At 48.1% G+C, this 12982-nt stretch carries 12 protein-coding genes and 1 other annotated feature; of the genes, 4 read left to right on the forward strand and 8 right to left on the reverse strand.

Translation table 11 applies throughout. The features are described 5' to 3' along the window. Positions 1–474: 474 nt before the first annotated feature. The 7 genes from rplT to ACTHRH_RS14420 form a co-directional block, all read right to left on the reverse strand. On the reverse strand, positions 475–834 hold the full coding sequence (gene rplT / locus ACTHRH_RS14390) for a 50S ribosomal protein L20 (protein ID WP_144933662.1): 360 nt from the start codon (positions 832–834) through the stop codon (positions 475–477). A gap of 37 nt (positions 835–871) precedes the next feature. Continuing rightward, positions 872–1072 (reverse strand): 50S ribosomal protein L35, encoded by a 201-nt coding sequence (rpmI, locus tag ACTHRH_RS14395; RefSeq protein WP_440416179.1) that lies wholly within the window; start codon positions 1070–1072, stop codon positions 872–874. A 23-nt stretch (positions 1073–1095) separates the two neighbouring features. Next, positions 1096–1635: a translation initiation factor IF-3 gene (gene infC / locus ACTHRH_RS14400; protein WP_186328227.1), complete on the reverse strand. Its 540-nt coding sequence runs from the start codon at positions 1633–1635 to the stop codon at positions 1096–1098. A gap of 125 nt (positions 1636–1760) precedes the next feature. Then, positions 1761–1887 (reverse strand) — a sequence feature (ribosomal protein L20 leader region). Positions 1888–1959: 72 nt separating this feature from the next. After that, complete coding sequence (locus ACTHRH_RS14405; RefSeq protein ID WP_144933660.1) at positions 1960–3189, reverse strand: glycosyltransferase family 2 protein; 1230 nt, start codon at positions 3187–3189, stop codon at positions 1960–1962. Between the two features lie 771 nt (positions 3190–3960). Then, positions 3961–4671, reverse strand: a complete 711-nt coding sequence (gene trmB, locus ACTHRH_RS14410; RefSeq protein ID WP_440416181.1) for a tRNA (guanosine(46)-N7)-methyltransferase TrmB — start codon at positions 4669–4671, stop codon at positions 3961–3963. A gap of 304 nt (positions 4672–4975) precedes the next feature. Continuing rightward, positions 4976–5164, reverse strand: coding sequence for a hypothetical protein (locus ACTHRH_RS14415; RefSeq protein ID WP_144933658.1), 189 nt, complete (start codon positions 5162–5164; stop codon positions 4976–4978). A 222-nt stretch (positions 5165–5386) separates the two neighbouring features. Next, positions 5387–5863 (reverse strand): WGxxGxxG family protein, encoded by a 477-nt coding sequence (locus tag ACTHRH_RS14420; protein ID WP_144933657.1) that lies wholly within the window; start codon positions 5861–5863, stop codon positions 5387–5389. A gap of 264 nt (positions 5864–6127) precedes the next feature. Here ACTHRH_RS14420 and ACTHRH_RS14425 point away from each other — a divergent pair, with 264 nt between their 5' ends. The 4 genes from ACTHRH_RS14425 (at position 6128) to katA (ending at position 10891) form a co-directional block, all read left to right on the forward strand. Next, positions 6128–7093, forward strand: a complete 966-nt coding sequence (locus ACTHRH_RS14425) for a TIGR01212 family radical SAM protein (protein WP_379289360.1) — start codon at positions 6128–6130, stop codon at positions 7091–7093. Between the two features lie 66 nt (positions 7094–7159). Then, entirely contained in the window at positions 7160–7753 is a 594-nt protein-coding gene (locus ACTHRH_RS14430) for a class I SAM-dependent methyltransferase (RefSeq protein ID WP_144933655.1), read from the forward strand. 98 nt (positions 7754–7851) lie between these two features. Further along, positions 7852–8820: a type I phosphomannose isomerase catalytic subunit gene (locus tag ACTHRH_RS14435; RefSeq protein WP_440416185.1), complete on the forward strand. Its 969-nt coding sequence runs from the start codon at positions 7852–7854 to the stop codon at positions 8818–8820. A gap of 610 nt (positions 8821–9430) precedes the next feature. Further along, positions 9431–10891: a catalase KatA gene (gene katA / locus ACTHRH_RS14440; protein ID WP_440416187.1), complete on the forward strand. Its 1461-nt coding sequence runs from the start codon at positions 9431–9433 to the stop codon at positions 10889–10891. Between the two features lie 222 nt (positions 10892–11113). On the opposite strand, the gene ACTHRH_RS14445 is transcribed toward katA, so the two are convergent. Beyond that, positions 11114–12928: a B12-binding domain-containing radical SAM protein gene (locus tag ACTHRH_RS14445; RefSeq protein ID WP_440416189.1), complete on the reverse strand. Its 1815-nt coding sequence runs from the start codon at positions 12926–12928 to the stop codon at positions 11114–11116. Between the last annotated feature and the right edge of the window lie 54 nt (positions 12929–12982).

Genomic DNA, 12982 nt, shown 5'->3' on the forward strand with positions numbered 1-12982 from the left:
ACAGGAATAAACTAAAAAAACCTCTTCAATCCCATGCCTGTCAAAAAGACATTAAACGGGACGAAAGAGGTTGATCTTCCGTGGTACCACCCTGCTTTGTAGGCGCCTCGCAGCGCATTACCTTAACGGGTATCCTAACCAGTTTCCGCTAGCTAGAAACCATCAGCACGGTAACGTGTGCCATTCCGATTTTCCCTAATAGGCTCTTCGCTTTTCAGGAAAACAGCTCCGAGGTGAGCTCGTTAATAAGGGATTAAGGCCAAGGTTTCAGCAAATCCTTCGCTCTCTGAACATAAGAGCCCTTATACTTCGTCCTCTTCATAGCTGATAAGAAGATGTTCAACTGTAGAATCTAATTAAAGATTATTATATGCACTAGCCGGAAAATAGTCAATACTTTTTCGACAAGAGCTTTCCGGCGGGACTACAAAAACAAAAAAACCGGTCAAGGCCATGACCCTAACCGGATTTTCATTAGGCGTTGATTTTAGCTTTGGCGGCATTGGCCAGATCGGAGAATGCCTTGGCATCGGAAACAGCCAGCTCTGCCAAAATTTTGCGGTTAACGTCTACACCCGCAAGCTTCAAGCCGTGCATAAATTTGCTGTAGCTGAGACCGTTCATGCGGGCAGCCGCATTGATACGGGTAATCCACAGTTTGCGGAAATCACGCTTCTTGTTGCGGCGGTCGCGGTAAGCGTACAGAAGGGATTTCATCACCTGTGCGTTAGCCGTTTTAAACAGTCTGTGCTTGGAACCGAAGTATCCTTTAGCCAGCTTCAAAATCTTTTTATGTCGACGACGGGTTACGAATCCGCCTTTAACTCTTGCCATAATGTTCTACCTCCTATTGTTATGCGTTGGATTCGGATTATTTTACGTACACGAGCAAACTCTTGATGCGTTTAACATCGCCTGCCGCCATAACGACCGCTTTACGCAGATGGCGCTTGCGGGAAGGAGATTTGCTCTCCAGGATATGCCGCTTGTACGCGCGGTTCCTTTTGATCTTTCCGGTTCCGGTTTTCGAGAAACGCTTTGCAGCGCCGCGGTGTGTTTTCATTTTTGGCATGGAATGGTCCTCCTTGTGTCGAATTATTTCGGCGATAAAATCATGATCATGCTGCGGCCTTCCAGCTTTGGCTTGCGCTCTACATTGCTGAGGCTTTCCGCCTCCGCCGCAACGCGCTCCAGCACTTTCTGCCCGATTTGCGCATGGGTAATTTCACGCCCGCGGAAGCGGACGGAACATTTCACCTTATCTCCGTCTTTAAGAAATTTCACTACGTTGCGAAGCTTGGTTTGGAAATCATGCTCCTCAATGGAGGCGCTGAATCTGACTTCCTTAATGTCGACCACCTTTTGATTCTTACGGGCTTCCTTCTCTTTCTTCTGCATCTCGTAGCGGTACTTGCCATAATCCATAATGCGGCATACCGGCGGTTTAGCGTTAGGAGCGACGCTGACAAGATCGAGATTCGCATCGGCGGCAATTTGGAGAGCTTCGCGGGTCGGCTTGATGCCCAACTGCTCCCCGTCGGCACCGATCAAACGGACTTCTCTGACACGAATCTCCTCATTGACTAAATGGTCTTTACTAATAGTATTCCACCTCCGTAAATAATCTGGCGACAGCAACAAAACAGGCCCATATGCCCAAGGGATAAGGGCCGCGCCGTCTCTTCGAAACGGCGGCAGTCCGCTCGTCAGGAAATATCAGTGTACTGATTAAGCTTACACTTTCTGACATTCCAGCAGGGCAAATAAAAAAGATGTGGGCAAACCAAGCCCACATCTGCATTCACAGTCCAGCGATTCTATCGTTTGACCGGGAACCTGCCAACAACCGGTCGGCCAGGTGAGAAGCGGGCGCTTCTGCTTCATTGTACAAACATCACTGTACTACTATACCATTTTCAGTCATTGGCTGTCAATGGCTTGACGCCTAATATTCAGGCGCTAGCCGGCCTGTTTGCTCTGTACTTCATCAAATCTGATTACACGCGTATGCTTCGTATGGCTCCACTTTTTGTTCGTTTGAGTAAAGAAAGCAACCGTTGTGATGGGCCACCAGGACAACATATAAATAGGGTAAAGCAGTAGATATAAATACATCTTCCAGGAAGCCTTCTCCATGGCTAACGATATCGGCAGCAGGAGATAGATGGCTATGGCGATACCGTTGATAATCGGCGCTACCTCGTACAGGTTGGCCACCGAATTATCGAGCAGCACTCCCCCCACCCAGAAAATTACCGCTATAATAAAAGCGAGGAAAAAGTTATAAGCATTCGCCGAGTATATGGCCGCATCGATCTTGGTCCAGCTACGTTCCTTGATTCCCTGCCACAACAGCGGGAAGAAATATTTGCGGCATACGTCAAAGTGGCCTTGCATCCAGCGCAGACGCTGTTTGGCCGAAGCTTTGAAGGTGAGAGGCTTCTCGTCATACACCCTGGCTTCAAAGTTCAGCGTCGGCTTTATCCCCAGCTTGACGCAGCGCATGGAAAATTCCAGGTCCTCCACCAGGCTCGTTGCGCCCCATCCTATTTGCTTGAGCAGGTCGGAATCGAAACACATTCCCGTGCCGCCCAAATAGTTGGCCAAGCCAAGGTTCTTACGAGGCAGTTGCCAGAAACGATTGGCGAAGTAATAAGATATCGCGTAAGAAACAGTAACCCAGGAATCAAGCGGATTCTTGGTATCGAGATAAGCCTGGATAACCTTGGAACCTGAACACAGGTCGTTGTTCATATGAATCAGATAATCGGGATCGACCAGATTATCGGCGTCGAACATAACAACCGCATCGTAGGAGCGCGGAAGCTTCCACAGCTTCTTAAGCATCCATTCGATGGCATAGCCTTTGCCGCGCAAATTGGGGTTGCGCCGTTCGAAGGCATATACTCCGTGCTCCTTCACAATTTCCGCCGTACGATCCGTGCAGTTATCACAGATAACCATGATATCGTACAGCTCTTTCGGATATTTCAAACTCTTTAGATTCTCAATTAACGCTCCGATGACCTGCTCTTCGTTATGAGCAGCTACCAGAATTGCAAATGACTTCTGCGGCTCGTACTGGATTTGTTTCTTCTTCCGGTACCACCCAAAGAAAGTCAAGAACAGTTGGTAACCCCCGATTAACGCCAAGACAATCTGCAATCCAAGGAATACATTGTCCAGCATTTGTGGTAAATCCCCCTTTTGTTTTCCCTTTTTTCTCTTTATTTACGGGAATCTGGTATAACCTTTAGCCGAATTTGATTTTCCTCTCTTTGGCCTGTTTTGTCAAAATTATATTTCTGCTTGAAATCACCGGAATAGACATAATTGGCGGGAAAAGCCCGCAAGATGAATCTCAGCCTTGCAATATGCTTCATTCTATCCTGTTTTCATGTATTATCTATAGTTCTTCGACCAACGTCAGAGAGGTGTTTCAGCAGCCGGTTAATGTGTTTTATTATAAAACAATCCTAATTTTCATTACAACCTAACCTTAGCCTGCTACAAAAAGCAAGTAGACATTCAATAGAAATTTTCCGCATCACTCCTTTCAAAACATAATTTCGAATCGTTAATATTAACCAGTATGTCCACTATTGCTATACTTTCAACGCAGGGAAACAGACTAAGCCGAAAATTGCCTCTTACTTCTGTTACCCCCATTAAACACGATCTGAAACAACGCACAGCTTTCCATTTTTTTAACCACTACAATATCGGTTTTGAAATCATTGCGCAACCATGACAAAAGCCCCCTTGCGGGAGCAGTTAAATCGGTCTGTCCAATATAAAATCAATGCAACCAAAGAATCAATTAACCAGGTTATAAAGTTCTATTTCTATTCATTTCTTAATTATTACAGCCTTAATATAACAATCTTCCCTATCCTCTGCACTTGTTGATTGCCGCAACTGTAGGCCCGAAACGGGATTCATGTCGAAAATGTATGCGCTTTAAGCGTTATCTTCCTTCTCAAGGTATTGTTCGTGCTCTTCCAACGCTTGGCTGCCAATCACTACTTCACAGCGATAAATGGGCATCCCTTGGCTTACAAATTTCAGCTCATATTCCGTAGGGATTAAATCTTCCCTCAGTCCGTTCGCATGAAGATCCAGGGAAATATTCCGCATTCTCAAGCCCATATTTGCAAAAGAATTAAGTGAAAACTCGAAGAGGCTTCGGGAGTCCGTCTTGAAATGAATTTCTCCTCTGTTATTCAGGATTGATTTGTATTTATTCACGAAACCGGAATGAGTCAACCGGCGTCTCGCATGCTTCTTCTTCGGCCAAGGATCACTGAAGTTTAAATAAATTCTCTCCAATTCTCCGGGAGCAAATACGTCTTCAATCGTTTGGATATTCATTAGTGCCAGAGCGATATTGCCTAGCCCCGCCCCATGCTCTTCCCGCACGGCCCTCACCTTGTCGCTTGCACGTCTGATCAGCTCATCATACATGTCTACGCCTATATAATTAATATCAGGATGAGCAATGCTCAGGTCGCTGATAAATTTGCCCTTTCCCATTCCTAATTCGACATGAATCGGGTTCGAGTTCCCGAAGTATTCCGACCATCTTCCTTTCCATTGGGACGGCTGAAGAATAACAAGATCCTCCTGTCTCTCCAGACTTTCCCTGATTCCCTTTCTTCCTCTTAAACGCATGAGCTAGACCTCCACACCTTGATATACAAAATAACCCCATAAAAAAATGACGTGTAATCTTCAAAGCCTATTCCGTTCGCACTCCAACGGAGTCGGCGTCTAAACCTTCCTCTAAACGCGGTCGCTCTTCCTGACTTTGCTTCGATAAAGGTTTGTACTGTACTTTGCGGGGAGCCCCTTGAACTATAAATTCTGCACAAAAGATAGCATAGTTCATGGAGACTAAAAAATCAAAAGAAAATGATGTCTCCAACAAAAAAGAGAATGTTAACGCGGATGGCGTCAAGATTCTCTTCCTTGCCGGTTATTCGGTTATCCGGGATATCCATTCCCTCTGCAGATGATCCCGCAGCTTCTTACGCACAGAGGGCAGCAATTGCTGGTCCTGGTGAAAGCGGCTGCCGCTCAGAGCCATCAATTCCTTAACAGTCAATTCTACGGCTATTATTTGCTCCTTATCCGGAATGGTTACCATTGCCTGCTGTGCATTCATATCATTCACCTCGGCATATTATGGATGGGATTGCTGCCTGTATGATGTTGACTGAATATGATTTCATAAATGATCTTAAACTTTTTTCCTACTTATTATATAGTATATCGGATTAAGCCTTCTTTATCAATTTGCAACCGCTTCATAACGCGACATAAAAGTTTGCTGTTCATATGAACAAACTCCCAGTTCCATATGGAAAAAGGAGTTTGTTCAGGCGTGCTATTTCTGCGGTTGGTCCCCCCGATTCCTTCCGCCTAGCCCGGCCAAGCCGAGCAATCCAAGCAATCCGAGCCATCCCCAATTCATCGTGTTGTCTGCCCGTGTTGCTGCTCCGGTACGGTAAGTGCTCATGTTATAAGCTCCCGTTCCGTTTCCTCTGCCAGGAATTTGGTTCGTGTAAGTGCTTCTCGTTGTCCCATTCCCGTTCATGTCCCCGCTGACCCGATTAACATCGGTAGTTCCCACATTGGCGCCGTTAAGCCCCGAAGGAGTGTTGATACCCGGCGAATACTTCCCGTAGCTCCCCGGATAATTCGCATTACCGCTCATGTCCTGGGCACCCGTATAAGTTCCGTTGGTATTGACCGTTGTGGTCCCTGGCTGAGGAGCACCCGTGTCGGTAGTCCCTGCGGCATCCGCAGGTACCGCAAACACGAACATCGTAAGGATAACAGCTATTCCCAAACCTTTGTTCAACTGTAAATCCTCCAATCTATGATTGATATGTGATGGCACGTTCTTATTGTCCTCCCGCGAATAAGGTTCTATCCTGCGGGGATATTGGTAATCCTCCCATGTTCTTGGTACCCGGATGCAATTTCTCTTGTGATAAGTTAAAATGAAAAAAAACCTGTCTAAGTATAAGCCGGTGCCATGGCATGAGCGGTGTCCGGGAAGATGGAGTCCGATGGGGCCATAGAGAACAGCGGTTTTATGCAATGGAATAAGGGAGTTATATTAATGAACTTGATTAACGCAGCGCCCCGGACATGGGGCGACAAACGATTTCATACGTGGAATTACGAAATGAGACAGCAGTTCGGCACCAAAGTATTCAAGGTTATGCTGGATGCCGGATTCACCTGTCCCAATCGGGACGGAAGAATAGCAATTGGAGGCTGTACCTTCTGCAGCAAGCGGGGCTCGGGAGATTTTGCCGGAAACCGTCGGGAGGATCTGGTGACACAATTCAACACGATCCGCGACCGCCAGCATCTCAAATGGCCGGATGCGAAATATATAGGGTACTTCCAGGCCTATACGAACACTTATGCGCCGGTCGATGTTCTGCGGGATTACTACGAAGTCATTCTGCAGCAGCCGGGAGTGGTCGGCTTATCCATTGCCACCCGTCCCGACTGTCTTCCGGACGACGTTGTCGAATATTTGGCGGAGCTGAACGAAAGAACCTATCTATGGGTAGAACTGGGGCTGCAGACCGTACATGAGGAAACTTCCCGGCTGATTAACCGTGCTCATGACACTCAATGCTTTATCGATGGCGTATCCAAGCTGCGGAAGCATAACATCCGGACTTGCGCCCATATTATCTACGGATTGCCGGGAGAAGACGAGGCCATGATGCTGGAAACGGGAAGACAGGTTTCGCATATGGATGTACAAGGCATCAAAATTCACTTGCTGCATCTAATGAAGAAGACACCGATGGTTAAGCAGTACGAGGCCGGATTGCTGAAATTTCTGGAGAAGGACGAATACGTCAAGCTGGTCGTAGACACGCTGGAGATGCTTCCGCCCGAAATGATTGTCCACCGCTTGACGGGAGACGCCCCCCGTGATCTGCTAATCGGGCCCATGTGGAGTCTTAAGAAATGGGAGGTTCTCAACTCGATTGATGCGGAATTAAGACGAAGAAATACTTGGCAAGGAAAAGAACGGGACGCGGTTCAAAGCGGACTTGTTTAAATGAACAACTGGACCGAGTCTGATTACCCTTTATTTGGGTCCAGATAGTGCAATGTAGGAGGAATTATGGGTTTTATATCGATCCTGAGCTATGCTCACCGCCTGGTGTCCGAGCAGCTTCAACCGGGGGATATCGCGATAGACGCAACGGTCGGCAATGGCGTTGACAGCTTGTTCCTGGCCGAAAGAGTCGGTCTGCAGGGAAGTGTATACGGCTTCGATATACAGGCTGAGGCACTCCGCAAGGCATCCGGCCGATTGGAAAAGCATATGGGAGACCGACATCCGGTACGTTGGATTCAGGCCTCTCATTCCTTAATGAAGGAGCATGTTCCAGAGGCTTGTCACGGACGGGTCGGAGCCATCATGTTCAACCTCGGGTATTTGCCCGGCTCCGATCATAGCACGATTACCGTCCCCGAAACGACCCTCCCTGCATTGAACGCGGCAGTGGATCTGCTCCGCCCGGGAGGGTTAACGACCATAGTGCTTTATACCGGCCATGAAGGCGGAGACAGGGAAGCCGCTGCCGTTGAGCAGTGGGCCGCTGAATTGCCCCAGCCGAACTTCCAGGTGCTCAAATACGCCATGATCAACCAACGCAACCACCCGCCTTATCTTATTGCCGTAGCCAAGCGGGAAGTTGCACTTCGCCGTTAATGGGGACATTTTGTTTGCGAATGAGTGCTTCGGCGCTCGTCTTGGGGTCACCCCCTTTAATAATCAGAGGAGAAAAAACAGAAAGTGGGGATTCTTAATTGAAATCATATCCGCTGAAGTTTATACCGGAAATGAAGGAAAGAGTTTGGGGAGGCAATTCTTTAGCCAAATTCGGTCTGCCTGTTAAGGAAAATAGCAAAATCGGAGAAGGCTGGATGATTGGCGATCATCCTAACGGCACTACGAAGGTTGCCAACGGGGAACTGGCCGGATTGGGCCTCGATGAAATCCGCAGCAAGTACGGAGAGCTTATCTTCGGAACCAAGGGCATAAACTCGCCTAACGGCCGTTTTCCTCTTCTGCTCAAACTTCTCGATTGCGAAGACGACCTGTCCGTTCAGGTGCATCCCGGAGACGATTATGCCGGATTGCCCGAAGGAGAGCTTGGCAAGACGGAAATGTGGTACATTCTTGAAGCCAAGCCGGGGGCTAAAATCATCTATGGGCTGAAGCCCGGTACAACAAGGGAAAGCCTTGCGGATGCGATAGAAGGCAAACGTATATTGGATTATCTGCAGGAGGTTCCGGTTGCGGCCGGAGATTCGTTCTATATTCCTGCGGGAACGGTTCATGCTCTTGGAGCGGGTGTGCTGGTTGCAGAGGTTCAGCAAAATTCGGATACCGTTTACCGCCTGTACGATTATGATCGACCGGGCCTGGACGGCAAGCCCCGAGAGCTTCATATCGAGGATTCGCTGAATGTCATCGCTTACGAAGGAGCCGGGGCAACAAGAATGACTACCGAGGTCCCGGGGCCGAATCAATGGCTCAAGCTGGCCCATTCCCCCTATTTTATTGTAGAAAAGGGAGTTGTGAACGGCCGCTGGGAGCTGCAAACTTCTAAGGAAACGTTCGTCATTCATATCGTCTGCGAAGGAAGCGGACAAATTTCGTGGGATGGGGAAAGCATGCCCATCAAAGCCGGAGAGTGTCTGCTGCTGCCCGCCTCACTCGAAAACTATCAATTGGAAGGCAATTTGACCGTCCTCCGCAGCTATTTGCCTTAATACAGAATCTCCGGAGTCCGGGATAGGCTCAATCCCCTGGTTCCGGAGTTTTTTTACCACATAGGAATCTTTAAGTTCTTTATAGCGTTAATACGATGAAAATATAGATTCCTATTGGCATAAAAAGCTTCCTCTAATACCGGGTTATTCATCTTCGAGATGGCTCCGTTAGGAGCTTTTTTTATTAGGGATGAATTTACATCGGGCCATCCAACAAATGGATAGAATGCAATGGGAATATCTGTCATAGGATTTGAATAAGAACGGATGACCGCTCTTCCGGCTTCCGTTTGGTCATAAACGATACCTAACCATCCTTAGAACTTTTCCTTAACCCTTCAAACAGCCCGATTCGAAGGCCGCTGCATATACAACATTTAGGAACGAACCGCTCCCAAATCCACCTCCCTTCCTTCATTAATCAAGCTCTCCGTACGTTTTTCGTTATTGACCCATCATTTTTCAACATTTCCTTATTTATAATTATTATAAAAAGATATTGACTATTTGTTTGAAATGAATTAAATTTAATTCATAGTAATTGATATTGATTCTCAATTACAACGGTACAGAACCATTTACTTAAAATAAATAATGAGGTGAAGATCGAATGTCCACAAACAAGAACAACCTGACGACGAGTTGGGGCGCTCCTGTAGGAGACAATCAGAATTCCATGACGGCAGGATCGCGAGGTCCGACATTAATTCAGGATGTGCATCTTCTGGAGAAATTGGCCCATTTCAACCGGGAGCGTGTTCCCGAACGGGTCGTTCATGCCAAAGGTGCAGGTGCCCACGGTTATTTCGAAGTGACGAACGATCTCACTAAGTATACGAAAGCGAATTTCCTGTCGGAAGTCGGCAAGCAGACACCGGTATTCGTTCGTTTCTCCACGGTAGCTGGCGAGTTGGGCTCTGCCGATACGGTTCGGGACCCGCGCGGATTCGCCGTGAAGTTCTATACCGAAGAGGGCAACTATGATCTGGTCGGTAATAATACACCGGTATTTTTCATTCGGGACGCTATCAAATTTCCGGACTTTATCCATACTCAGAAACGCCATCCCCAAACCCATCTGAAAAATCCGAACGCCGTATGGGATTTCTGGTCGCTGTCTCCGGAATCCCTGCATCAAGTCACCATACTGATGTCTGACCGCGGTATCCCGGCAACGTACAGACATATGCACGGATTCGGCAGCCATACCTTCAAATGGGTAAATGAGCAAGGCGAAGCCGTCTGGGTCAAGTATCATTTCAAAACCGAACAAGGCATCAAAAATCTGGATGTCGATCTGGCCGCCAAGCTGGCAGGGGAAAATCCGGATTATCATACGGAAGATTTATTCAACGCCATCGCAGAGGGCGACTACCCTTCGTGGAAGCTTTGTGTCCAGATTATGCCGCTGGAGGATGCCAAGACGTACCGCTTCGATCCGTTCGATGTAACGAAGGTCTGGTCCCAGAAAGATTACCCGCTTATCGAAGTCGGCCGCATGGTACTAAACCGCAACCCGGAAAACTATTTCGCGGAAGTCGAACAGGCAACCTTCTCTCCGGGCAATTTCGTACCCGGCATTGAGGCTTCGCCGGACAAAATGCTGCAGGGACGCCTCTTCGCCTATTCGGACGCGCATCGTTACCGTGTCGGGGCGAATCACAATACGCTGCCGATCAACCGTCCGATCGCACCGGTTAACCATTATCAGCGCGATGGGCAAATGAGATTTGACGGCAACGGCGGCAGTTCTCTCTATTATGAGCCTAACAGCTACGGCGGACCAACCGAATCGCCCGAGAACAAACCGGCTCCTTTCGAAGTATCCGGTATGGCCGACAGCGTCCCTTACGATCATAATGATCATTATACCCAAGCCGGCGATCTATACCGTCTGATGAGTGAGGAGGAGCAAAGCCGGCTGATCCGCAATATCGTGGCCGCCATGAAGCCTGTAGATAAGGATGAAATAAAAATTCGTCAAATCGGTCACTGGCTTAAAGCCGATCCGGATTTGGGCAGACGGATTGCGGAAGGACTCGGACTGCCTATTCCGCATAACGAAGACTAAATAAAGCTTCTGCTCCACATGATCTTTGCAATTATTTTCATCATCCGACGTTGAAGCTTCCATTGAAGCCCTCGGACTTGTTGTCGAATATTTCCTTGGCGGCAGCTTTTCTGCCAATCCGAAAGAAAAAAAACCGGGCGTAATGCCCGGTTTTTCTCATTCGGTGCGCAAGCACCCTTTCATCTTAGGAGAGAGAGTCACAAATTATTTCATAGCCGATCATTATTGAATATCATGAAGCTCCATCTTCTCCAGTTCTTTCTTCCGCTTCTTCTTCAATGCCTCTCTTCCTGTTATGGATGTGACATAGTAAGCGGGCATTTCGGAAGCATCAGGGGGATAGTAGACGACAAGCAGGCTCGGATCGGATTCCCTGACTTCCCCCGTACACAAATAAAGTTCCAGATCGAAAGGCAGAACCTCAATCACAGCATGCTTGTGCAATTCCTTCTCGCTGAGCTTGAGCTCGACAAATTCCGGGGATACCTTCTCCGGATGCTCCGCCAGCCAGCGTAAATACCGGGATTGCTCGGCCTTATCAATGGTGAAGTTCCACCATATTTTACGCGGCTTATATTTATGGTTCATAAAGTAATCCAGCTTCATCAACCCTTCAACCACTTCCAGAGAGGCCGTATCCCGGCAGCGTAAGAAGCTGTGAAGACGCGTGAACAAATCCTCGAGCTGATGGCCGATTTTCTGCCATCCCTGCTCTTCCCAGTAATCCCCGAATTGCTGGAAGAAATCGAAGGCGGAAGGAAACTCGTTCTTGATTAAATAGAGAACGGTCCGGTCCAGCCGATGGGCATTCCAATATTTCTCCAACACATCCTCCACCCGTTTAATCCGGACGATATCCGAGAAGGGAAGCACGTCGTTGCCCAGGATTTCATAGGGAGCATGGTCCATATAGACGTAGCCATATTTCTCCGCATCGTTGCGCAGCCCCGTTCCTCTTAGCATTTTCAGGAAGCCCAACTGCAATTCCTCCGGGCCGAGCGCAAATACATCGTTGAACGTTTTGCGGAAGGAATCGTAATTTTCCTCCGGCAGCCCGGCTATCAGATCCAGATGCTGATCGATCTTGTTGCTGTCTCTCACCATGGTCACCGTTCGGGTCAGCTTGGCGAAGTTTTGCCGTCTCTTGACCAGCTCGTTCGTCAGATCGTTAGTCGACTGCACCCCGATTTCAAAGCGGAAGATGCCGGGCGGCGCATGTTCGGAAAGAAACTCAAGCACCTCGGGGCGCATAATGTCCGCCGTAATTTCGAACTGGAACACACATCCGCGATGATTCTTGATCAGGAAATCGAATATTTCCAGAGCATATTCCCGCTTGATGTTAAATGTGCGGTCGACAAATTTGATCAGCTTCGCTCCGGAATCGATCAGGTAAAGCAGATCTGCCTTCGTTCTCTCCATATCGAAATACCGGACCCCAACCTCTATGCTGGATAAGCAGAATTGACAGCTGAAAGGACACCCCCGGCTCGTCTCGAAATAAACTACCCGATTCGCCAAGGTCGGAACATCTTCTTCAAACCGGTGGGGAGACGGAATTTCGTTCAAGTCAAGCTTGGGCCTTCCCGGAGTGATGATGACCTCGTCCCCTTTGCGGTAGGCAATCCCATAGACGAAGTGAAACTTCCGGTCCCCTTCAATTACCTGAAGCAGGTGGTGGAAGGTTTCCTCGCCTTCCCCCATCACGATAAAATCGACCTCCGGCAGCCGCTTCATCCAATAGTCGGTATCGTAGGAAACCTCCGGGCCTCCCAGTACAATGATCAGCTCCGGCATAATTTTCTTGATCATCTTAATGATTGCGATCGTCTCTTCAATATTCCAGATATAACAGGAAAAGCCCAGCACATCCGGGCGTCTCTGATACAGGTCGGAAACGATATTCATGGCGGGGTCTTTAATCGTATATTCCGCAATATCCACCTCGAAATCCTTCTGGCAAAAAGCTTTCAAATAGCGGATCGCCAACGAGGTATGAATATATTTCGCATTTAACGTAGCGATAAGCACCTTCATTATCAAAACCCTCTTCTATTCCCTGAATGATTAATTTTAAGGTCATGCTTCTCC

Source organism: Paenibacillus sp. SAFN-117, from assembly GCF_051966115.1.
GTDB lineage: Bacteria > Bacillota > Bacilli > Paenibacillales > NBRC-103111 > Paenibacillus_L > Paenibacillus_L residui.

What these genes read in the sequence shown, in the direction of transcription:
- ACTHRH_RS14430 (WP_144933655.1), top strand. Translation starts at nt 7,160, where the DNA reads ATGGGTTTTATATCGATCCTGAGCTATGCTCACCGCCTGGTGTCCGAG.
- ACTHRH_RS14415 (WP_144933658.1), bottom strand. Translation starts at nt 5,164, where the DNA reads ATGAATGCACAGCAGGCAATGGTAACCATTCCGGATAAGGAGCAAATA.
- ACTHRH_RS14445 (WP_440416189.1), bottom strand. Translation starts at nt 12,928, where the DNA reads ATGAAGGTGCTTATCGCTACGTTAAATGCGAAATATATTCATACCTCG.
- ACTHRH_RS14425 (WP_379289360.1), top strand. Translation starts at nt 6,128, where the DNA reads ATGAACTTGATTAACGCAGCGCCCCGGACATGGGGCGACAAACGATTT.
- rplT (WP_144933662.1), bottom strand. Translation starts at nt 834, where the DNA reads ATGGCAAGAGTTAAAGGCGGATTCGTAACCCGTCGTCGACATAAAAAG.
- rpmI (WP_440416179.1), bottom strand. Translation starts at nt 1,072, where the DNA reads ATGCCAAAAATGAAAACACACCGCGGCGCTGCAAAGCGTTTCTCGAAA.
- trmB (WP_440416181.1), bottom strand. Translation starts at nt 4,671, where the DNA reads ATGCGTTTAAGAGGAAGAAAGGGAATCAGGGAAAGTCTGGAGAGACAG.
- katA (WP_440416187.1), top strand. Translation starts at nt 9,431, where the DNA reads ATGTCCACAAACAAGAACAACCTGACGACGAGTTGGGGCGCTCCTGTA.
- ACTHRH_RS14405 (WP_144933660.1), bottom strand. Translation starts at nt 3,189, where the DNA reads ATGCTGGACAATGTATTCCTTGGATTGCAGATTGTCTTGGCGTTAATC.